The following is a 21288-nucleotide window of genomic DNA, read 5'->3' as shown; positions in this document are numbered from 1 at the left end:
GGACGGCGACGCGCGTGTATGAGTTGCAGGAAATAAATCCCGACCGCGGCAGAGGGCAGGCTCAAAACATGACGGGCGAACAAAACGAAAAACCGGGACGAAAACCGCGCATCCGCGACGCGGAAGCCACCAAGGCGCGCATCCTCGAAGCGGCAAAAAAAGAATTTGCAAAGAAAGGCTTGGGTGGGGCGCGCGTTGATGATATCGCAGAGAAGGCGAAGGCCAACAAGCGCATGATCTACCACTATTTCGAGAGCAAGGAGGGCCTGTTCCAGACCGTTCTCGAAGAGGCCTATCTCGATATTCGCAACGCCGAACAGAAGCTGCACCTGGAAGATCTTGACCCAAGGGCAGCGCTCGAAAAACTGGTGCGCTTCACCTGGGAATACTACCTGAAGAACCCGGAATTTCTGACGCTCGTCAACAGTGAAAACCTGCATCGAGGCAAGCACCTGAAAAAATCGGAGATCGTCCGGGTCTCCAGCAGGAAGCTCGTGAACTTGGTCTCGAGCATTCTTGAGCGCGGAGTGAAGGCGGGCGTCCTCCGCGACGGCATCGATCCCGTGCAGCTCAACATCACCATCGCGGCCGTCGGCTACTACTACCTGACAAACCGTTTCACCGGTTCGATCATCTACGAGCGGGACCTGATGGCCAAGGACGCCCTAGAGCAGCGCTTCAAGTTCAATATCGATACGATCATGCGGCTTGTTGCCGCTTGACGTTACCGGCCGGCGGCACACTCATGAAACAGTCCGGAATCAAGGAAGTCGCGGCGGCGGCAGGCGTCGGTCGCGATGGCATCATACGTGCTTTCGGGAACCGGCCGACCCTCCGAAGCGACACGCAAGCAGGTGCTGGCGACGGCGGATGGGTTGTGTTGCAAAGTTTTTTGCGTGATGAAGGTGGTCGAGACCGGCCGCTGTCATGCCGCCAGTATGGCGAACTGCTCGGCCAGGGAGGGATTGGGATTCAGCGCGTACCTTGCCTGTCGTTGTCCGCGCGGCCTCGGAAAAAAAGCGGGCTGCGGCGGCAGTTGGATGAAGTCGCCGCCCGGCATGTAGAAGGCGCGATCGCCGACGATGCGGATATCGGCACCGTAACAACGGCTTCCTCAATGACGCCGTGATGAACTTATTCTACGCCATGGTCAGGAGCTCCTCGTCAGCGCGATGATCACCGCTCGGCAGCATTCCCAGAACGTTCAAAGCAAATGTAGCCCTGCAAGTCGCTCTTGAGCGATATGCCGGTCAAGGCGATTTGATAGCTGCCTCAGGCCATCGCTTCGCGATGCGGTTTTGTTTTGTTTAGGTCATTGACGAGCTCAACCCGGTCAGAGATGCAGATTGCCTAGAAGAAACTCCGCCCAGTTCGCCGACACAAACGCCTGCGGTATGCGCACGGTGCCCTCGCCTGGGAATGGATTGAACGAGCCCTGGAATGCTACCAGGCACCCTCGCCCTGTGGTCGATGTCACGCATGGAGAGGCGTATCCGGGAAACGCGCACGTCGGGTTCGCAGCGGAGATGAAGAAACTGCCTCGGTAATGAGGCAAGGCGCTTTATCCGCACTCAAGCAGGCTAAGCGCCGGAGGTGCGGCAGCGGGCGCGTTAGGGATGCGTGCCTGAAGGGGTGAAGACGACCGCAGGCCGGCTTCAGCGAAGCCCGCAGCCCGGCCCCAGGGAGACGCCCACCTGATCTCTTCCGGGGCCGATCGGCGAGGCGACGACAAGCCAGGCGCGGCATGCGCCCTTCTCATCCGTCGAGAACCACTGCGGTCGCCGCGACGCAGATCCGACCGCGGCATGTCTTGCTCGGGATTGCGACAGCGATGCCACGAAATGGAGAGTGCCGAAGAATAGATTGTTTTGCTCTTTGCCCAAACTTCTGCGTGGCATTTGGATTGCATGAATGGAGATTGAAGAACGAAAATACCCAGGAGAGCTGGCCTCGCCGCTGTAGGTCCACGAGCTTGCGGAAGAGTACCGCAAGGCGGCAACCCTGCTGCTTCGGCTCGGCCGGCCAGGCAAACCGCTCACTCGAGCGCGGTCAGATTGTCGGCGATCCATGCGATCGAACTCTATCTGACCGCGCTTTTGCTCCACCGTGGGCACAGCCCCAATCAGATCCGCAAAATGCAGCACGATCTGTCGGCGCGCACGGAACTCGCTTTGGAAGCGAGGCTGCGCCTTCGCGCGAAAACCGCCCAACATCTTCACTCCCTCAGCCAGAACTGGGAATATCTCGTTACCCGCTACGGCCCGGAGCTGGCGGCAACCGCCTCGCAGATAAACCGGCTTACCGCTACTCTGGACGAGGTGGCGGCAAAGGTAACCATATTGATCGGCTTGTCCTCAACTATGCCGCAGCCGGTCGGTCTTGCGCCGAAGATCTCGCCTTGATGCGCGCGATGATGTCCGGATCTGAGACGAAGTCATCGAGGAACTCGTTCCACTTTTCGGCCGAACGGCGAGCATGGGCAAGCATCTGTCTTAGTTGGTCAATGCCATCGTCGGTGAGAGGGGTTATCGCCTCCTCCGTACCGTCATGGACACTAATGATACTGCCATAGCTGAGATTGTCATCGTTGCTGAGATCGCCTGAAGGAGCTCGAGATCCTCCCCGATCATTCGCGAAACGTGGTCGATGGTGAAGACGTGGGTTATTGTCGCCATCAAGCGGCCTCGGCGTAGGTCACGGTGACAGGTATCCAATTCCAGGGAAGAATTTCGTCAAGGTCGATGCGAGGGCAAAGGGTGTGCAGCCGTCTTCTGCCAGTGCGCCACGGCTCTCGAGCGTCTATATAACGTCACCAAACGGTGCTCCAGCGGTGCCGCTGGAGACCACCCATACCGTCCAACCGGGGAAGTGTCCAAAAAGGCACCAAAGTCGTCGCAGACTTTTGCAGCGGGCGCGGCGGCCCGGCCAGGCGCCGGATCGAGCGTTCCTGCGCATTTGATCATTGTTGAGACCCCGGGTACCCAACCGTGTTGCTAGAACAGCCCACCTGCTCCGTTCCAGCAAGGCAGCACTGGCCACTGGAACGTTCCCCTTGCGCGCACTGAAAGGCGATGCCGGCGCTCAGGCAGTCGGAGTCGGTCATGCCGAGGCGCCGTTTCCATTTTCGTCGCAAGTGGCTCGAGCCGCACGCGCTCTTTTCGCTCTGGAGTTCGAGTAGGTTGCGCCGAGGTTGGCTCACGAGGGGATCGGCGTCTTTCCATTTAGCTAGTAGGCTAGGAAAAGCTCCTTACATCCCGCAGTCAGGAGTCCATCAATCGGTCGAGATGGCTGCGAACCGCGTTGCGTCGGGATTGGGTGCTCCGACGGATCGATACCCGATACCTGCGCCATTCGTCTTCGATGGCATTATCGCCCGCCGCATTTAGCAAAGTGGTGTGGACAAACCTGATCCGACCTAGCACGATTTGGAGCCAACCGGCCTGGACCTGGCAGCCGCCTCTGGCTCTACGCCGCAAAATCGGGCCGGTTCCGCGCGTATGCATCGAATGACGCCGGTCAGAGGTGGTCTCGGAACGGGGTGCTCGGCATTTATGATCCGACCGAGCGCTAGTCTTAGTCTTAGTCTAGCGAGTGACCGTCGGCGGGCTTGACGGAGGGGACTTCGGCCTCCAGCCGCGCGAGGAATGCCGAGACCTCGGCGTCGATGTCCACCGGTTCAGTCACCGTGGGTCACGTCGTAGCTACTCCCCCGATCATCCCCAATTTGATTCAAATTTGTCTGTAGATATTGACGATTTGCGCGACCTTCACCTCGTAGACGGCCAATGCGGGTGGTTAGAGAGGGTCCTATGACAAGCAATTTTTCCGCCGCCCGAGTGCATTTAGATCGAGCGTATGACTACCTTTGTGGCGATGACCCGATGAGTCGAAGGGGACGCGAAGCCTTGGACCTGCTAATTGAGGCGGTTGCCGTGGAAGAGTTCAAGCAGCCACGTCAAAACGCGGAGGTGCTAAGGTTTCCGATTGGGCGCCGCTCCTGAGGCAATCTCCACGGCCGCCATGTAGCCTCAGGTGAGGCGCTCACCTTGCGCCGCCACTACGAACCATGGTGAGCAAATCCTCCCAGAACGCCAAGAAGCCCGCCCCGCATGAGCCGAGGCGGGCAATAGAAAATGGGGGGCCCAAGCGCGCGTCCATCAAACAGCGCCGCAGGAAAAATTCAGCAGGAATACGGTCTATATCGAACGGCCGTCACCCATTTACGCAAAATGCATCGCGAGGTTCCGGATCACCTGCTCAAGCACGTCTCGCCGCTGAGTTGGGAACACATCAATCTGACCGGCATCTACACTTGGAATGTGGAACATCAGATGCCGGAAGGCTTCCGGTCGCTCAGACTTCCGGCTCGATTACGCCACGCCGCATGACGTTCATGCTCCGTTCGACCTTAGCGTGTCGCTGGGAACAGTTCTTGTTCCGACCCCATGCAGGTTCCTCGGCGAGCGCCGGGAGATGTCTCCAGGAACTCAGCACGAGATCAATTGCTCCTGCCCGGCGGTGTGAGTGGGTCTGTAGCAGGGTCCGTCATCGAAACCCAGTGCGGCATGGTTCCATCAGTTGCCAGATGCCTGAACATTGCATCAACTGCGCAGGCGCTTCGCGCCTCCATCAAGCCACCAGATCAATACCGGCCATGCAGGCGCCGACAGTCCGGAACAACGAGTGTCGTAGCCCGTTCAGGATAAGTGGTTCGACCACAATCGGCTACGCGAGATAGACATGTTCCGATTTCTAACGTTGGCAGGGACCATCTTGGGTCTGACGATGTCGCCGGCGCAGGCCGCCAGTGATGCGGATCAGGCTGTCGAACAATTTCACCGTACCTGTCTGGCCGAGGGTCCCAATTTCGAGCGCATGATAGAGACCGCGCACGAACGCAGGTGGACACCTATTGCCGAAGCAGGCTTCGCCGAACTCGCGCCAATCGCTAATCCAACCTCAGTGGAGGCATGGCTGGTGGCCGAAGCGGAGGAAGGATTGCCAGCAGGAACCATCATCGGCACTACCAAGGCAACGATGAGCGGCAAACCGGTGCAGACGTGTACGCTGGCATTTCCCGATATCGATCAAGAGGCATTTCGGAAGAGTTTCTTCACCCGTACGGATGCCGAGAAGATTGCCGAAGATCGCGATACGGAGGAGTTCTCGCGTCTCTACATCCTCGTTGCCGGCGGACGTAAGCAATTTGTCCGGCTGGTGGTCCTGCCTTCAACGCCACCAGGAAACCCGCGCGTCGTTGCCAGTTCGATCATGGCCGACTGACATGTCATTCCTCCCGCCCCCGTGCTCCTCTGGAGGGCGAACACTGCGAAATGTCGCGAGCAGCAGAAGGTCGTAGATAATTTTCAGCCCACCGGCGATGATCAGGGGCCAGCCAAAGCTGGAGACGGCAAGGAGAGCCCCTGCGAGGACTGGACTGGCGGCCGCCGCGAGGCTGCGGGGGACGGCGGTGATGCTCGCCGCGGCAGCCCGCTCTTCGGGCGTCACCACGGCCATGACGTACGATGTGCGGGTCGGCACGTCCATCTGCGACAGCGCGCTTCTAATCAGCAGAAGAGCGATAGCCGGAGCGACGCTCGGCATGATCGGGATGAGCACCAAACAGAGGCTCGACGGAAGGTGCGTGAACACCATCGTGTTTATGAGTCCGATCTGCTGGGAAATTCGCACAGCGACCAAATAGGACGCAGCCGAAAGGACACCCGTCCAGAAGAAGATTGCGCCGGTCGCGGCGAGCGACAGGCCGAACCGTTGAAAGAGCCAGAGGGCCAACAACGATTGGACGACGAAGCCGCCTGCGAAAGCGTCGAGGCTGAAGAGCGCTGCGAGTGACAGAACGATGGAGCGAGACCTGCGCAATGGCTGTGCCGACACTTTGCCTGCATCAGGCGCGTCACTCGGCAGCCGCCGATAGAGGAGCACCGCCGCCAACCCAAGTGAGGCATAAAATAGAAAAGCTGCCTGGAGGGCCTGCTTCATTTCCAGGCCGATGGCGTCGCGGAGAAAGTCGGGCGCTCCTGCGGCCAGCGCTCCGACGGCGCCGGCGAGAGAGCCGATGAGGCTGTAGCGCGCAAAGAGCGCCGTGCGGTCGCGGTCGGTGACGCTCTGCGCAAGCTGCGCATGTTCGAGCGGTAGAAACACGCTGACGTCCCCTGAAGATGGGTTCAGCGTGCCGACGAACGCGATGAGAAGCAGCGGCCAGAAGTCGTGAACGACAGCGAAGACGACCCCCGTTGCTATCATCAGGACAGCCGCTGCGGTCAGCAGCGCTCGACGGGAGAAGCGGTGCGCGACGATCCCAACAGCCAGGGTGAGGAGGGCTGAGCCCGCGAGCGTCGCCGTCGACAGGGTTCCGATCTCGAAGGCGTCGAAGCCGAGCGTGGTAAGATAGGCGGGAAGCAGGATGCTGACCAGACCGTCACCGAAGGCCCGCAGTCCCCTTGATATCAGCAGGTTCGCAGCAGTCGGCTCAGCACCGGCAGGAAGGAGCCTGAAGCGCCGCTTCGAAATAGCTTTGCGCAAACCGTGCGCGAGCCACTGTAACGTCAACGATGCCTCCTCACCACTGGTAAGCGGCGCTGGCTGCACGGGTTAGATCGCTCCCGTTGCCATCCCGTAGAGCAGCCCGAGGATCGAACAGCCGACGAGCACCGGGAGCATGCCGATCTTGAAGCGAAACACCGCTAGCAGCGCACCCAATGTCAGGACGAGGGACGGGACGTTGACGGAGCTGAATGCGGGCACATCGACCGTCATGCCGAACCCTTTGACCTCGCGCAGTGCTCCAAACAGAACGTGAAGCGCGAACCACACCGCCAGGTTCAGGATCACGCCCACCACGGCTGCCGTTATGGTCGCCAGCGCGGCGGACAAGGCCTTGTTACTGCGCAACGTTTCCACGAACGGCGCACCGACAAATATCCAGAGGAAGCAAGGTGTGAAGGTGACCCAGGTGGTGAGCAGGCCGCCCAACGTTCCAGCGAGCAGCGGATTAAGCGATCCCGGCGCTCGATACGCGCCCATGAACCCGACGAACTGGGTCACCATGATCAAGGGGCCAGGCGTCGTCTCCGCCATGCCGAGGCCGTCCAGCATCTCGCCTGGCTTCAGCCAGCCATATGTATCGACAGCCTGCTGCGCCACGTAAGCGAGGACGGCGTAGGCGCCTCCGAAGGTCACGACCGCCATCTTCGAGAAAAAGACCGCGATATCGGCGAAGACATTGCCGGACCCGAACAGCACGAAAAGGCTGAGGACAGGTGCCAGCCATAGCACCAGAAACACACCTCCGATCTTCAACGACCAGCTGACCGGCGGGCGAGCATGGGCAGGAATGCCTTCGCCGAGCGCCGATTCCGCGTCGGCGACCTGCTTGCCGCCGACCTTGCCATGGCCGTTGCCCGCCATGAACGCTGCCAGCCCGGCCCGCCCGCCGACGTACCCGATCACTCCGGCCGTCAGGACAATGAGCGGGAACGGGAGATGGAACAGCAAGAGCCCGATAAAGGCGGCGGCGGCGAGGCCTATCATGACCTTGTTCTTGAGCGCTCGCTTGCCGACCCGGATAACCGCCTCAAGCACGATGGCGAGGACGGCGGCCTTCAGGCCGAAGAAAAGCGCCTGCACCGCGCCGACATTGCCTAAAATCGCATAGATCCAGCTCAGCGCCATGATGGCGATGACGCCCGGCAGTACGAACAGCGTGCCGGCCACGAGCCCGCCTCGGGTTTTATGCAGGAGCCACCCGATGTAGACGGCGAGCTGCTGGGCCTCCGGTCCTGGCAGGAGCATGCAGTAGTTCAGCGCATGCAGGAACCGCGTCTCGCCGATCCAGCGCTTCTCCTCAACGAGGATGCGATGCATTACCGCGATCTGGCCGGCCGGGCCACCAAAACTCAACGCAGCGACTCGCGCCCAGACCCGCACTGCTTCGCGGAAGGGGATGCCATGCGAAGGTTCATCCCCAAGCGCATTCGGATGGACGGCATGGACGCTGGTCATTGGTTCCCCTCACCCGCGCTTCTGGCGGAAATACTGGTAGAGATTGTCGAAGACCGGGCCGCCCTGCGCGATCCGCTGCTCGTCGCCCTTATTCGTCATGGCGATGCCCGCGATTAGGCTGGCAATGCCCGTCGTCTCGTCGCGCCCGAACTTGCCGTCCTTGAGGTCGATATCATGGACGATCTCGGCGATGGCCTGCAGCGCCGGGTCGTCAAGCCCGGCCCGGGTGAGCAGCACCTCGAAGCTGCAGCGGTCGCCCTCATGGGTGATCTCACCGTCAAACATATCAAAGCGCAGCTCTCCCGGCTTTGCCGCATAGCTCTTGCCCGGGACGAAGCGGATGACGGCGTCTGGGTCAATGAAGCGGCGGATCAGCCAGCTGCAGGCAATCCGGTCGATATGCACGTCACGGCGTGTCACCCAGATCCGGCCCTTGAGGTCCGTGATCGGCTCAGCCGCCTTCGACTCCTCGGTCATGGGCTGGTCCTCCACGACATGCGTTTCGAGCTCGGCGAGCAACCCCTCAACCGCGAGGCGACCGGTAGCGCCGAAAAAATCGATCGTGTCCACTTCGGCGAGCCGCTTGCGCATTCGGTTGAGCTGCGGCCGCGTCTCCACACGTTTCTCTGGCGCAGCGTTCGCGCCGATCTCGGCGGCGAGACCACGCGCTTCTTTGGCGATCTCCGCATAGTCGGCATCACGCGCCGCATCGAACAGCGCCTGGACCTGGGCATCCGACAGCCCGTCGACGAGACGCGCCTCGCACACCATTGCCTCGCCGCCACCGGCGACGATCTCCTTCAGAAGCCACTCGAAATCCTCCTGCGTCTCGGCATTGGCCGGCAGCGCATAGACGGTGCTTTTCACCGCGACCGCGCCGATGCCTTGCAACCGCCGCCAGATCTTCACCCGGAAATAGGCCGGCTTGCTCGGCAGCTGATGGATAAGAAGCAGCCAGCGCTGTTCAGTCGATTGCCCCTCACTCATAAGTGAACCGTATCACGCGCAAGATTAAATGCAACACTTGTATCATTATTTATTCAGGCGTAGCGTTGGCGGTCTCGCAGACTGTCCCGCTGACGCCTGACAGGAGGTGGCGAAATGAGAGCTTCGGGTGGGGCTACCCAGTCAGGATCATCCGCGACTCGGACCCTTGGACGCACCGCAGCTACGCTCATGACTGCCGGCATGATTATCGGGACGGGTATTTTCGGTGCCCTTGGTGCGACCGCCGAGCGGGCCGGTCCCGCCCTTCTCCTGGCGATGATTCCAGGAGGGCTGGTATGCTTGGCCACAGGTATCAGCGGCGCGCAGCTCGGCGTCAATTTCCCCAGACATGGCGGTGCGTTCATCTGGGCACGAGCGTTCCGTCTCGACACGGTCGCCTTCCTTGCTGGCTGTTGCTATGTTGGACAGGGGATTGTGGGCACGAGCGTGGTATCGCTCGCCTTCGCTTATTACTCAGCACAACTTGTTCCTGGCCTGCCCGTACATTTGACGGCTGGCGCGGTTGTGCTCGTTGTCATGGCACTGAATTCCTTCGGTATCTCCTTCACGAGCAAAGTCATTATTGGCCTGATGCTGGTCATCGTTGCGCTGCTGGGCGTATTCGTCTTCTTCGCGGCTCCGCATGTAGAAGTCGCTCGTTTGGCCCCGACACTGGATAAGGGGCCATTCGCATTTATGGCGGGCGCCGCGATCTTCTTCTGGGCTTGGGACGGCTTCATGCGCACCGCCATTATGGCGGGCGAAATTCGGGATCCCCGAAAGGCCATTCCCTTCTCCATTCTAGGCGGCATTGCGATCGCCGCCGTCGTCTACTACGCCGTGGCTGCTACTACTCTGGGGGTGCTTGGCGCAGAGGAAATGGCCAAAGATGACGTACCTCTCTTCAAGGCAGCTATGCAGGCTATCGGGCCGTGGGGCGGCTGGCTGATCCTAGGGGGCCGCATGGACAGCATCGATTAACGAACTCGTTAGCGATCTGCTCAGCGTCTCGCGTGTGGCGCTCGCGATGGGCGAGGCGCACGAATTGCCGAAGTGGCTCGGCGAGGTCCATCCGCGCTTCAAGGTGCCGCGTCACGCAGTACCTGCCGTCGGCGTGCTCGTCTTTGCAGTGGTGCTGGTGTTCGACCTGCGTCAGGTTTTGCCGCTCGCCAGCTTTTACCTGCTGGTTTGGTTTGCCATTACCCACTACGCCGCTCTGCACTTAAGCAAGGAGCAGCGCCTATTCTCGCCCTTCTTCGCTTGGTTAGGCCTGGCTGGCTGCTTCATACTGCTCTTTTTCATACCACTCCTGCACCTTATAATTGGAATGGTGACGCTCGCGATGGCGTTCGGCACTCGATTCATTGTGCGGCGCCAACCGAAATTTGGTTTCGGCTAGTGCTAGATGAAACGAGGAGGTCTAAGATGCTCAATACCCAAGCTATTGAATCCCTTACCGGACTGAAGGGACAGACCACGGGGGACGTGCTCAAGTTATCGGTCCCGCGCAGTGAAATGAGAGTGACCCTGGACGGCTTTGAGATCATTCCGTTTATGGGCCTCACCTCCTGGGTCAGTTTTAAACAGGGGGCACATCATGCCACGTTGATGGGCGACATCGTCGTGCTCGAAGATGAAATCGAGGACGCGATGGCCGCAGCGATCCAGGCGAACCTGTACGTAACAGCCCTACACAATCATTTCGTCCGCGAACAGCCGCGCGTGATGTTTATGCATGTCGAGGGTACGGCTGATGAAACTGCGTTAGCGACAGGAGCGCATAGGATTTTTGAAGCGATAAAAATCGTGCGCCAGAAGCATCCTGTCGAACCTGCCATGAAGAAAGTGAATAGTAGCTTGGACGCGCCGCCGCTTGAGGCGATTGTCAAGCACAAGGGCGAGAGCAAGGACGGCGTGCTCAAGTTTGTCCTGGGGCGCCCATCCGTGCCCGTCGTCTGCACACGCTGTGGCGAGCTCAATATTGGTGCGGCAATGGGCTACAACACATGGCTAGCCTTTCAGGGCACGGACGAGCGCGCCGCGGTCTGCGGCGACTTTGCGATGCTGGAAAATGAAGTCCGTTCGGTCATCCGTGAACTGCAAGCTGGAGCGATTGAAGTGATCGCGGTGCACAATCACATGTTCTTTGAAGACCCGCGGATCATCTTCTTGCACTACTGGGGCATCGGCAATGCTCAGGCGTTGGCGCAGAGCTTGAGGCGGGCGCTCAACACACAGCAATAGTCTGTTGCAGTCGCCACAGGAGTCACGCGACCGCCGCGCGCTCGCGATTGATCGCAGCGATGATGTATCGAGTGAAGAACTTCGGCGCAGCGCTCGGGTTGGCGGCGCGACGGCGGTGGGAAGGTCGGCCTGGGTGGCGGTTCCGTCGAAGTTGCCATACTCGTCGATCCTGGCGGGGCCGAACGGCACATCTCTTGGGAACTGCCGTTGGCATCGATCCAGTCGATGTCACGGCGGACCCCAAACACGGGTCGGCCAAGATCGAAAACCTATCTCCGGATCAGCGGCCGAGCAGGGTAACCGCCAGCGCGGCGCCGATGTCCAGAACATGTCCCGCCTTGACCCGCAGGATTTCGGTGCGCGCCATCAGATCTTCACCCGGAAGGCCGGCTTGCTCGGCAGCTGATGGGCTGATGGATAAGGAGCAGCCAGCGCTGTTCCATTCGGTTCGCCATCACTCATAAATGAACCGTATCACGGGCAAAATAATATGTAACACTTGTATCATTCTTCATCCAAGCGTAGCGTTGTTGGTATCGCAGCAGTAGGCAGCGCTGAGTGGCGCCAACCAAAAGGGAGACAAGGCCATGAAATGGGTTACCCGCGAACGTCCGGTCATCGACCGTATTGCTTGTCCCTGGCTGATCGCCCGCTTCATCGACAAGGAGCCAGAATTCCTGTTCGTGCCGCCGGATCGGGTGATCCCGGTTGCCCAGGAGACGGGCGCTACACCGTATGACGTGCCCGGTGTCGAGTTCACGCATGTGGACGGCTGCAGTTTCGATACCTTCGTCTCGAAATACGGCCTCGAGCGCGATCCGGCGATCGTGACGATCGCCTCGATCGTGCGCGGCGCCGACACCGATCGGCACGATTTGACGCCACAGTCTGCGGGGCTGCTTGCGATCTCGATGGGGCTCAGGGACGTGACGCCCGACGACCAGGAAGTGCTGAAGCACGGCTTCGTCATCTACGACGCGCTCTATGCCTGGGCTTCGCGCCGCAAGGCGGAGACGCACAGCTGGCCACCTGCCATGAAACCAGCTGTGGCTTGACCGGTGGGCGATTGGGGGCAGATCACAAGGAGAACTCCCATGCATGCAAAACTCATGAGCGGCGCAATGCTGATTGCGGTCTCGGCGCTGCTCGAACCGGCATCGGCTGCACCCAATTGGCAAATAGTCGCGCAGACACTCGGCAAATCCGGAACGGAAATGCCTGGCGGCGTTTACAGGGTGGGCTTGCCACGAACCGACCTGAAAGTATCCCTCGATGGGATATCCCTGAAGCCAGCATTTGCGCTCGGAGGCTGGATCGCGTTCGAGCCAATGGTGAACCAGGCGATGGTCATGGGCGACATCGTTCTGACGCAGGACGAGGTGAACCCGGTCATGAAGAAGCTACAACAAGGTGGGATCGAGATCACTGCAGTGCACAACCACCTGCTGCGCGCGGAGCCGATGACGCTCTACATGCACGTGTTCGGCCAGGGTGATCCCGTCACGCTCGCCACTGCGCTTCATGCCGGATTGGCGTTGACAAAGACCCCGATGGAGAATGCCGCGTCCGGTGGCTCGCAATCGGAAGCATCCACCCAGCCGATCGACACGGCGGCCGTCGACAAGGCCATTGGCTACAAAGGTAAGGTCAATGGCGGCGTCTACCAGTTCAGTATCCCGCGCGCCGAACCGGTCAAGGAAAATGGTATGGACGTGCCGGCCGCCCTGGGCTCGGCCTTAGCGATCAACTTCCAGTCGACGGGCGGTGGCAAAGCAGCGATCACGGGTGATTTTGTGCTGACCGCCAAGGAGGTCAATCCGGTTCTCAAGGCAATGCAGGATAACGGCATCGAGATTACCGCGCTGCACAGCCACATGCTCGATGAAGAGCCGCGGCTCTTCTTCATGCATTTCTGGGCGAATGACGACGCGCAGAAGCTGGCAAAAGGCCTGCGCGCGGCCCTCGATAAAGTCGCCGTCAAGAAGAGCTAGATATTGGGCCTCCGCGCGATCGCACGCCGGGAGGGAATCAGCCGATGTTGATGCGAAGCCGGATGTCTGACAAGGCGCAAATCGCTACACGGCAAGAGGGAGGATATGCCCTTCAGGTCGGTGCGTTGACCAAGCGCTATGGCGAGCAAACCGCGTTGGCGGATGTTGCCTTCAACGTGGAGGCCGGCGAAGTTCTCGGTCTTATCGGGCCGAACGGCGCCGGCAAGACTACGCTGTTGGAAGCGATCGCCGGCCTTCTTCCGGCCGACTCGGGAACGATTCTCCGGCACGGCGCCTCTCTGCCGCCTGCATCGCGCCGCAGGTCGATCTTCTTCCTTCCCGACGGCCTGCGGCCCTGGCGCGACCAGTACGTCGAACATGTTCTTGCGTTCTTCGCTGATGTGTACCGGACATCGCACCTCGACGTCGCGGAGACAGTCGGGGCCGTCGGACTTGCACCGGTGTTAATCAAGCGCGTGTCTGAATTGTCCAAGGGGTATGCCCGTCGACTAATGCTGGCGCTTGCCCTGATCACGCCGCATCCCTTGCTGCTGATGGATGAGCCCTTTGACGGCTTCGACTTACGACAGACCCGCGAGATCATGAGCGTGCTTCGCAAGGTCGCGGCGCAGGGGCGCAGCCTCGTCCTCGCGATACACCAACTGCTCGATGCCGAGCGCATATGCGACCGAATCGTCTTGCTCGCGGACGGCCGCGTACGCGGCATCGGATCCCTGAGCGACCTGCGGGCGCGTGCGGGAATTTCCTCCGGTGGGTTGGAGGAGGTTTTCCTTGCGCTCACCTGAGGCAGCCGTACCGCTCGGCGCTCCCTTCGGCCCCTTGCTGGCCAAGGAGCTGCGGGAAATGGCGAGCGGCCGGCCGCTCTGGATAATGCTGCTGATACTCTGCCCTCTCATCGGCTTCAGCTTCTTTCAGGCCGTATCGCTCTATAGCAACGCGAGCGCCACGGCGCTCGACGCGTCGGGGCTCGCGAGCGCGCTATCACCGCTTGACGGCGTGTTGGTCCCGACGTTCGGTGGCTTCTACGTCGCGGTCACACTGCTGTTTCCCTTTGTTGCCATACGCGTGCTCGGCAACGAAAAGGAGTCCGGCGCCTTGCGGCTCCTGATCCAACTGCCCTATCGAACGCCGACCTTGATTGGCGCGAAGCTGGTTGCCGTCTTCGCAGCTTGGCTCATTGCCGCGGTGCCTGCGATCTCTGCGCTCGCGATTTGGGAGTTCATGGGCGGACACCTGTTCGTTGCCGAGACGCTGAATCTTGTTCTCGGACATTTGCTCTACGGGCTACTGGTCGGCGCCATTGCATTGTTCGCAGCCGCGCTTGCCGAGAGCGCGGCAACCGCCGCGATTGTCACGCTCGGTTTCACGATTGGATCGTGGGTCATCGACTTCGCGGCGGCCAGCCAACCCGACCTCCTTGGCTGGTCGTCGTGGCTGTCGCTCACCCAAACGCTGCACACCTTTGAGCTCGGATTGTTGTCGATCAGTCTTGTCGTCGGGGTGCTCGCTGCGATTCTTGGTTTTGCTGCGCTCGCTACCATTTGGCTCCCGATGGGCGTTGCCCTGCGCACCAAGGTTGCACGTTCGGTCGTCTGCATCGCGGCGCCCTGCCTTGTGCTGGTCGCTGCAGCCCAGATCAGATGGTCGGTGGATTCGACCGAGGACCGGCGGAACTCTTTCTCGCTAGCCGACGAGCGGGCGCTGGCGCAGCTCAGCAAGCAGCTGACCATCACCGTTCACCTGGTACCTGAAGACCCCCGGTATGCGGATTTGCAGACCAGCATCCTGTCGAAGCTCGAGCGGATCATTCCCCGGATTATCATCCGTCCTGCAGGCGACCAGCAGAGCGCTGTCGGCAGCGCAAGCGACGAGTCGTATGGTGAAGTGGAGTACAGCTACGGCGGCCGGTCGGCTGTCAGCCGATCGACGGGCACCGAGGAAATTCTGCCGCTCCTCTACGGGCTCGCAAACGTACCCCTGCTCGCACCGGTCACAGGAACCGACGACTATCCAGGTTATCCGCTCGTCGCCGTGCCCTGGATCGCGCTTCCCTAGTTCCTTGGCGGCCTGCCGCTGCTCATCGGGGTCGCCTGGTGGCGGTGCCGCCGGGTACCGACCATCGAATACGCTTCAAGCCAGAAGGAGATCAGCCGTGAAAATCTCACATAGCCTCGTGACAGTCGCCGCAGCTGCCGGCCTGGTGGCCTTGCTGCTGCCAGCTTCTGCCGGCCAGCGCAGCATCGTGAACTTTTCGGACGAGGAAGTTGGCGCAGATTCGAAGGCTATGCCCGGCGTGGTGGGCATTTGGCGGATTGAAACTGAAGGCGACAACAAGGTGTTGGCCGTCGATGGCCGCCGAAGGAGGGGCAGACCTCCGCCGGCCTCGCCGACAAGGCACGGGCGCTCTATGGGGAGCGGTATGCCGAGTTTCTCGACCGCGTCCAGGCTTATGCATACTTCCCCTACGCGGTCTTTGAACGCACGCCAGATTTCCGCGATGGAGAGATCAGCGTCCGCTTCGAAGGCATCAGCGGCCGCATCGACCAGGGTGCAGGGATATTGTTCAACCTTAAGCCCAATAGCGACTATCTCACGATTCGCGCCAACCCTCTGGAGAACAATCTTGTCTTGTGGAGGTTCGAAAAGGGGAAACGCTCGTCGGTGACCTGGGTCAAGAACACCCCAACCTCAACCCATGAATGGCACGACCTGAAGGTGCGCATCGCCGGCACCAAGGTCGAAGGCTATGTCGACAGCAAGCTCTACCTGCAGGACACGCTGCCTGAGCCGGTGACCGGGCGTGTTGGCTTGTGGTCGAAGGCCGACAGTCACGTGTATTTTGATGACTTCACCGTAACTCCGGCTGGTTAGCCGGTACGCTTTCAACCAGCTTTCAAAGCTATCGGCGGCACGGTGCGCCGGCGTCCGGTCTTCCGGGCGCCCGCGTTTGGCCCGGTAACGGGTGATTATTTCCATCGCACACGAGACTCAAAAGGCGGGCCGGGTTTTTGCGAACCGATGCGTTCGGAACGATCGAAGGCCCGCTTCGTTCTGATCCGATGGACTGGATTAGACTAGGCCTCCTGGCGTTGGCGGGGTTCCTCGCCTGGACGCTGAACACCCTCTCGGCCGGAGGCGGAGGTCTATTGCTGATCCCCGCCGTGACTTTCATCACAGCGAGGGCCGGTTGCGCCGGTCATCACCTTGACCGAGCTCATCGGCAATCCCATCCGCGCCCTGGCGTTTCGGCGCAACATCGATTGGAGCCTGGTCCGTTGGTACCTGCCCGGCGCCATCGCCGGCGCCGCGGCGGGCTCCTGGCTCTTCGCCAACAGTCGGGCGGAATGGCTCCAGATATTCATAGGGATCTATCTGATCAGTGCAGTCTGGGAATTTCGCGGCGGCGCGCGCGAGCGGAGCTACCGAGCCCGCCGCTGGTGGTTCCTCCCGGCCGGCCTGATCGTCGCGCTGTTGTCGGCGCTGATGGGCACGGTGGGACCCGTCCTGAATTCGCTCTATCTGAACTACGGTTCGGAGAAGGAGACGTTGGTCGCCACGAAATCGGTGAACTCGTTTGTGACCGATGTCGTCAAGATCGCGGTATTCACCGGACTCGGCGCGCTCGGTGGTCAGGCGGTCATGTACGGCGCAGCCGCGGGTTTGGGCGCTGCGCTTGCCAATCTGCTGGCCAAGCGCTGGCTCGAACGCCTGAGTGGACGACAGTTCCGCGGCCTTGTGGTCGCGCTCATGGCTGTGAGTGGAGCGCTGATGATCTGGAACCAGCACAGCTTGGTTGTGCAGGCCTGGCGCGCGGCCACAGGAATGTCTTAACAATGTCGCTGCTGGCTGGAGCGCTGCGCCGTAGCTTGGTTGACCGGTCGCGCGATACGCAGAAGCTGGCAAAAGGCCTGCGCGCAACCCTCGACAAGGTCGCCGTCAAAAAGAGCTAGCGCTTCCCGTCCGCGCGCATCATACAGGGCTCTTCGAACCAGCCGACCTAACCAGCTCAGCTTCGAAAAAGTTCGCGAGGTCAGATCACGCTCAGGGTCACGGCGGCAAGAACCAGATAGCGGCCGACCTTGGCGACGGCGACAAGCAGCAGGAAAACCCTGAAAGGCTCGCGCAGGACGCCCGAGACCACGGTCAGCTTCGCGAATCGTTCAGGCGCAGAAATGACATCTTTCAGATAACCGGGCGGCGGCCGCTATCGGCCAGATGACAGGCTGCAACGCCGCCATGCGGCACCGATCGCAGCATCGGTTCCTCGACCCGGCAGACGTCGATCGCCACCGGACAGCGCGTGTTGAACCGGCACCCCGGAGGCGGCGCGCTGGGACTTGGCGGATCGCCGGCGAGAATGATCCGGCGGCGCCCGGCTTCGATGCGAGGATCGGGAGAAGGAACAGCCGACAGCAGCGCCTGGCTGTAGGGATGGGCCGGCTCGCGAAACAGCGCGCGGGTCAGGCCGGCTTCCGAGATGCGGCCGAGATACATCACCGTCACGTTCGAGCAGACCTCGCGCACGATCGCCAGATCATGCGCGACAATGACAATGGTCAGGCCAAGCTGTTTCTGCAGCGACGTGAACAGGTTGACGATCTGCGCCCGGATCGAAACGTCGAGCGCGCTAAGTGGCTCATCGCAGACCAGTATGGACGGCTTCAGCGCGAGCGCGCGCGCAATCGAAACGCGCTGCCGCTGGCCACCGGAGAGCGACCTTGGCAAACGGTCGAGCACCGTCTCAGGCAGCGCAACCAGATCCAGAAGCTCGGCGATGCGGCGCCGGCGCTCGACTGATGAACCGAAGCGATGGATCTGCAGCGGCTCCTCCAGTGTCTGGTAGACGGACTGGCGGCGGCTCATCGACCCCAACGGATCCTGGAAGACGAACTGGACTTCGCGGCTGAACGACTTCGTGTCCGATTTCAGCCATTCGGTGCGATCCCTTCCCCCAATCAGGACAGTGCCTTCGCTCTCCTTCTGCAAACCGACGATGGTGCGCGCCAGCGTGGTCTTGCCGCAGCCGGACTCGCCGACGATGCCGTGGAACGCGCCGCGCGTGACCGTCAGGTTTATGCCATCGACCGCCCGCACCGCGCCGACACCCGAACGGTTGGCGAAATGCACCTTCAATCCCCTGACCTCGATCGCTGCGGCATCAGACATGGACGGCGATCCCCTCTCGTTTCAGCACGACCGGGCAAGCCACGCGGTGCGGGCTTGTCGACGCGGATATCGTCTGCAACGGCGGCCGGTGCTGCCGGCAACCGGCTTCGACCAATTCGCAGCGCTCGGCAAACCGGCAACCCGGTTCCAGCCGGATCTGGTTTGGCGGCAGGCCCGGTATCTGAGCGGAGGCCGTTGGCGCGAGCGAGTTCATCGGGAACCACCTTCAATTCCATGCGGCTGAAAAGCGGCTTCTCGCCCCAGTATTTGTCGTTGCGAACGAGGCTGGTGCCGCTCGAATCGTATTTTTCGACGATCCATGGACCGGTTCCGATCGGCGCTGTCTGCTTGCCATCCTTGTCGACTGCCTTGGGCGACAGGAAACGAACTGGACGGACGATGGTGAGTTCGAGGAGTGCGGCCGGCACCGGTCGCTCCAGCTTGACCGTCAGCTTGTTTGGTCCGTCCGTGACAATGCTGTCGAACGCATCGGAAATGCCGATCCAGGAGAAGTCGCTCACCCCCATCCATCGCTTGAGGTTCCATTCGGCTGCGGTGGAGTCGAACGGCGTGCCGTCGCTGAAGGTCACGCCTTCACGCAGATCGAAAGCGATCGAAAGCTGATCGTCGGCAATGGTCCATTTGGTGGCAAGTCCCGGCTCAAGCGCGCCGTTCTGGCCGTAGTGGATCAGCGCATCGAAGACGATGGTGTAGGTGCTCAGCGTTGAAACATTCTGCAGCAGGTCGAGATCGCCGGTCTCCGCGGCGATGGCAATCTTCAGCGTGTCGTTGGTTTCGAAAAGGCGGTGCGTGGCAGCGCGGCGGCGAAGGCAAGGCCGGCGGTGGAAACAAGGAAATTGCGGCGGTCGAGAGTGATCATTTCAGTTCCCCATTTTTGATTGATTGGTAGCGATTGTACACATGCATTCCCATTTGTATAGACATATTCGGCGCCAAGCCAAGTTGGCGCGCGCGCTGCGCTTGGCAAAGGAAAGCGCCATCCCGCGTAATGTCGCCGTGCCGGCGCGGGTCTCGACAAGCGCTAAGTCCAGCTCAGCGTCATCGCCGCCAGCGCGAGGTAGCGGCCGACCTTCGCGATCGTGACGATCGCAAGGAAGCTCCAGAATGGCTCCCGCAGCGCCCCCGCCACGACCGTCAGCGGATCGCCGACGAGAGGCAGCCAACTCAACAGCAGCGACCATCGTCCATAGCGCTGATACCATCGCGTCGCGCGCGTCAACGCGGAGGGCTTTACCGGGAACCATTTGCGGTTGCGAAAGCGATCGATCCCCCGGCCGAGCCACCAGTTGACGATGGAGCCGAGCACATTGCCTGCGCCTGCGAAAGCGATGAGCAGAGCCGGAGCATGGCTTCCTGTCAGGAGCAGTCCCGCAAGGGCTGCTTCCGATTGCATCGGCAGAATGGTCGCCGCGGCAAACGCGGTCAGGAAAAGACCGCCATAGATGGCGAGCTCGCCAGACATTTCGAGCTCTCAGCTTGCCGTGGGCCATTTCGGGTGCCGATCGTCGACGACGTAGCCATGCGAATGCTCATAGCCCGCTTCCGACCATACTGCGTCGCCGATGTGCCGGTCGTCCTTAGGCAGATCGACATGCGTATGCACAAGCACGTCGGGATCGTGTTTCGGCCAGAGCCAGATCGCGGCAAGCAGGGCTGCGGCGCCAATGATGCCGAGCAGAATGAAGGTGAAGGGCAATCCCATTGCTGCACCGACGCGCCCGGCAATGGGATAGGTGATCAACCAGCAGGCATGCGAAAGCGCGAATTGGGCAGCAAACAGAGCGGGCCGGTCGACGGCATCGGCGGAACGCCTGATCAATCGGCCCGAAGGCGTCTGCGCCAGCGAATAGCCGAGCCCGAGCACGAACCAGAGCGGCAGCAGCAGATAGTAGCTGCCGGCGAGCGGTCCCACCAGCACGCCCGCGACCAGGATCGCGGCGCCCGAGAGCATCGCAACCCGGTCCGGGACGTTCTCCAGCAGCCGCGGCAGGGCAAGGGCTGCAATCATCGATCCGCCGCCGAAGGCTGCGAGCGCCAGCGCCGTGTCGCTTTGCGAGAGGGCGAACTGCGCCTGCACCAGGACGACCGTGTTGACGATCACCATCGCGCTTGCCGCCGCGACGGCAACGTTAAGGGCCAGCAGCCCGCGCAATCGCGGCGTCGCCAGATAGATGCGGATTCCGCGCGTCGTGCGCTCATAGATGCCGCGCGGCTCCGAGGCTTGCGGGCTGGGCAGCACCACGGAGACGACCAGCGCCGCGGACGCCAGGAAGCCGAAAACCGTACCGGCGAACAGGCCGTGGAAGCTGATGACGGAAAGCAGCGCCGCCGCCAGCATGGGACTGACGACGCTTTCCAGGTCGTAGGCCAGTCGCGACAGCGACAGGGCCCGCGTGTAGTCCTTCTCCTCGGGCAGCACGTCAGGGATCGAGGCCTGGAAGGCCGGAGTGAAGCCTGCCGACGCCGACTGCAGGACGAAGATGAGAAGATATACCTGCCAGACTTCGGTAACGAAGGGCAGGAACACCGCGACCGCAGCCCGGATGAGGTCGAGCGAAACCAGCATGGTGCGGCGTGGCAGGCGCTCTGCGAACGCAGCGGCGACAGGCGCCACACCAACATAGGCGATCATCTTGATGGCGAGCGCCGTGCCGAGCACCGCGCCGGCATCGGCGCCGGCAAGATCATAGGCCAACAGCCCGAGCGCCACGGTGGCAAGGCCAGTGCCGATCAGGGCGATGACCTGGGCCAGGAAGAGATGACGGTAAGTGCGATTGGCCAGGACCTGAAGCATATTTGTCTTCTTGCAGCGGATGACGGTTCATCGAGAACTGGC

At 61.3% G+C, this 21288-nt stretch carries 22 protein-coding genes and 4 pseudogenes; 15 read left to right on the top strand and 11 right to left on the bottom strand.

What is annotated here, in order from left to right; all coding sequences use genetic code 11:
- Positions 1-68: 68 nt before the first annotated feature.
- The 3 genes from NKJ35_RS17110 to NKJ35_RS17100 all read left to right on the top strand — a co-directional run bounded on the left by NKJ35_RS17110 (position 69) and on the right by NKJ35_RS17100 (position 2402).
- Positions 69-722: a TetR/AcrR family transcriptional regulator gene (locus NKJ35_RS17110; RefSeq protein WP_352496373.1), complete on the top strand. Its 654-nt coding sequence runs from the start codon at positions 69-71 to the stop codon at positions 720-722.
- Between the two features lie 23 nt (positions 723-745).
- A complete protein-coding gene (locus tag NKJ35_RS17105; RefSeq protein WP_352648865.1) occupies positions 746-1129 on the top strand; it encodes a hypothetical protein in 384 nt (127 codons plus the stop codon).
- 925 nt (positions 1130-2054) lie between these two features.
- Positions 2055-2402 (top strand): hypothetical protein, encoded by a 348-nt coding sequence (locus tag NKJ35_RS17100; RefSeq protein ID WP_352648666.1) that lies wholly within the window; start codon positions 2055-2057, stop codon positions 2400-2402.
- Here NKJ35_RS17100 and NKJ35_RS17095 read toward each other — a convergent pair.
- Positions 2359-2675 (bottom strand): annotated as a pseudogene (locus tag NKJ35_RS17095) (hypothetical protein). The gene NKJ35_RS17100 and the pseudogene NKJ35_RS17095 overlap by 44 nt on opposite strands.
- Before the next feature lie 1134 nt (positions 2676-3809).
- Here NKJ35_RS17095 and NKJ35_RS17090 point away from each other — a divergent pair.
- The 3 genes and pseudogenes from NKJ35_RS17090 to NKJ35_RS17080 all read left to right on the top strand — a co-directional run bounded on the left by NKJ35_RS17090 (position 3810) and on the right by NKJ35_RS17080 (position 5283).
- On the top strand, positions 3810-4001 hold the full coding sequence (locus NKJ35_RS17090; RefSeq protein ID WP_352496786.1) for a hypothetical protein: 192 nt from the start codon (positions 3810-3812) through the stop codon (positions 3999-4001).
- Positions 4002-4188: 187 nt separating this feature from the next.
- A pseudogene (locus tag NKJ35_RS17085) lies at positions 4189-4388 on the top strand (Tn3 family transposase); the annotation flags it as partial.
- Positions 4389-4740: 352 nt separating this feature from the next.
- Positions 4741-5283 (top strand): hypothetical protein, encoded by a 543-nt coding sequence (locus NKJ35_RS17080; protein WP_352648664.1) that lies wholly within the window; start codon positions 4741-4743, stop codon positions 5281-5283.
- Here the strand turns inward: NKJ35_RS17080 and NKJ35_RS17075 are convergent.
- The 3 genes from NKJ35_RS17075 to NKJ35_RS17065 all read right to left on the bottom strand — a co-directional run bounded on the left by NKJ35_RS17075 (position 5230) and on the right by NKJ35_RS17065 (position 9009).
- Positions 5230-6531 carry an MFS transporter gene (locus NKJ35_RS17075; protein WP_502904648.1) on the bottom strand — a complete coding sequence of 434 codons (1302 nt, stop codon included), beginning with the start codon at positions 6529-6531 and terminating at the stop codon, positions 5230-5232. The two genes, NKJ35_RS17080 and NKJ35_RS17075, sit on opposite strands and share 54 nt — an antisense overlap.
- 81 nt (positions 6532-6612) lie before the next feature.
- Positions 6613-8022, bottom strand: coding sequence for a chromate efflux transporter (chrA, locus tag NKJ35_RS17070; protein ID WP_352648662.1), 1410 nt, complete (start codon positions 8020-8022; stop codon positions 6613-6615).
- Positions 8023-8031: 9 nt separating this feature from the next.
- On the bottom strand, positions 8032-9009 hold the full coding sequence (locus NKJ35_RS17065; protein ID WP_352618796.1) for a chromate resistance protein ChrB domain-containing protein: 978 nt from the start codon (positions 9007-9009) through the stop codon (positions 8032-8034).
- Positions 9010-9123: 114 nt separating this feature from the next.
- Between NKJ35_RS17065 and NKJ35_RS17060 the strand changes: the two genes are divergently transcribed.
- From NKJ35_RS17060 to NKJ35_RS17020, 9 genes are all read left to right on the top strand, one after another.
- Positions 9124-9990, top strand: coding sequence for an APC family permease (locus NKJ35_RS17060; RefSeq protein ID WP_352648660.1), 867 nt, complete (start codon positions 9124-9126; stop codon positions 9988-9990).
- A 46-nt stretch (positions 9991-10036) separates the two neighbouring features.
- Positions 10037-10408, top strand: a complete 372-nt coding sequence (locus tag NKJ35_RS17055; protein ID WP_352648658.1) for an APC family permease — start codon at positions 10037-10039, stop codon at positions 10406-10408.
- Positions 10409-10434: 26 nt separating this feature from the next.
- Entirely contained in the window at positions 10435-11253 is an 819-nt protein-coding gene (locus tag NKJ35_RS17050) for a DUF1259 domain-containing protein (protein WP_352648656.1), read from the top strand.
- 587 nt (positions 11254-11840) lie between these two features.
- On the top strand, positions 11841-12308 hold the full coding sequence (locus tag NKJ35_RS17045; protein WP_352648654.1) for a chromate resistance protein ChrB domain-containing protein: 468 nt from the start codon (positions 11841-11843) through the stop codon (positions 12306-12308).
- 39 nt (positions 12309-12347) lie between these two features.
- On the top strand, positions 12348-13244 hold the full coding sequence (locus tag NKJ35_RS17040) for a DUF1259 domain-containing protein (protein ID WP_352648652.1): 897 nt from the start codon (positions 12348-12350) through the stop codon (positions 13242-13244).
- Between the two features lie 62 nt (positions 13245-13306).
- The gene (locus NKJ35_RS17035) at positions 13307-14050 is read left to right on the top strand and encodes an ABC transporter ATP-binding protein (RefSeq protein ID WP_352648650.1); all 744 of its coding nucleotides are present in this window, start codon (positions 13307-13309) and stop codon (positions 14048-14050) included.
- Complete coding sequence (locus NKJ35_RS17030; protein WP_352648648.1) at positions 14037-15320, top strand: ABC transporter permease subunit; 1284 nt, start codon at positions 14037-14039, stop codon at positions 15318-15320. The genes NKJ35_RS17035 and NKJ35_RS17030 overlap by 14 nt, the downstream gene beginning before the upstream one ends.
- 504 nt (positions 15321-15824) lie before the next feature.
- Positions 15825-16136 (top strand): hypothetical protein, encoded by a 312-nt coding sequence (locus NKJ35_RS17025; RefSeq protein ID WP_352648647.1) that lies wholly within the window; start codon positions 15825-15827, stop codon positions 16134-16136.
- A gap of 333 nt (positions 16137-16469) precedes the next feature.
- On the top strand, positions 16470-17096 hold the full coding sequence (locus NKJ35_RS17020) for a sulfite exporter TauE/SafE family protein (protein ID WP_352648645.1): 627 nt from the start codon (positions 16470-16472) through the stop codon (positions 17094-17096).
- Between the two features lie 199 nt (positions 17097-17295).
- Here the strand turns inward: NKJ35_RS17020 and NKJ35_RS17015 are convergent.
- The 7 genes and pseudogenes from NKJ35_RS17015 to NKJ35_RS16990 form a co-directional block, all read right to left on the bottom strand.
- A pseudogene (locus NKJ35_RS17015) lies at positions 17296-17412 on the bottom strand (YqaA family protein); the annotation flags it as partial.
- A 35-nt stretch (positions 17413-17447) separates the two neighbouring features.
- Positions 17448-18431 (bottom strand): oligopeptide/dipeptide ABC transporter ATP-binding protein, encoded by a 984-nt coding sequence (locus NKJ35_RS17010; RefSeq protein WP_352648643.1) that lies wholly within the window; start codon positions 18429-18431, stop codon positions 17448-17450.
- The gene (locus NKJ35_RS17005; RefSeq protein ID WP_352648641.1) at positions 18424-18645 is read right to left on the bottom strand and encodes an oligopeptide/dipeptide ABC transporter ATP-binding protein; all 222 of its coding nucleotides are present in this window, start codon (positions 18643-18645) and stop codon (positions 18424-18426) included. The genes NKJ35_RS17010 and NKJ35_RS17005 overlap by 8 nt, the downstream gene beginning before the upstream one ends.
- A pseudogene (locus tag NKJ35_RS17000) lies at positions 18623-19120 on the bottom strand (ABC transporter substrate-binding protein); the annotation flags it as partial. The pseudogene NKJ35_RS17000 and the gene NKJ35_RS17005, both read right to left, overlap by 23 nt.
- An 89-nt stretch (positions 19121-19209) precedes the next feature.
- Positions 19210-19311 (bottom strand): twin-arginine translocation signal domain-containing protein, encoded by a 102-nt coding sequence (locus tag NKJ35_RS30915; RefSeq protein ID WP_502904644.1) that lies wholly within the window; start codon positions 19309-19311, stop codon positions 19210-19212.
- 162 nt (positions 19312-19473) lie between these two features.
- Entirely contained in the window at positions 19474-19914 is a 441-nt protein-coding gene (locus NKJ35_RS16995) for a YqaA family protein (protein WP_352527314.1), read from the bottom strand.
- A gap of 9 nt (positions 19915-19923) precedes the next feature.
- A complete protein-coding gene (locus NKJ35_RS16990) occupies positions 19924-21246 on the bottom strand; it encodes an MFS transporter (RefSeq protein ID WP_352648638.1) in 1323 nt (440 codons plus the stop codon).
- Between the last annotated feature and the right edge of the window lie 42 nt (positions 21247-21288).

It is taken from the genome of Mesorhizobium sp. M0136, assembly GCF_040322515.1.
Lineage (GTDB): Bacteria > Pseudomonadota > Alphaproteobacteria > Rhizobiales > Rhizobiaceae > Mesorhizobium.
Note: the sequence above shows the minus strand (reverse complement) of the source record. Positions and strands in the feature narration are given on the sequence as shown.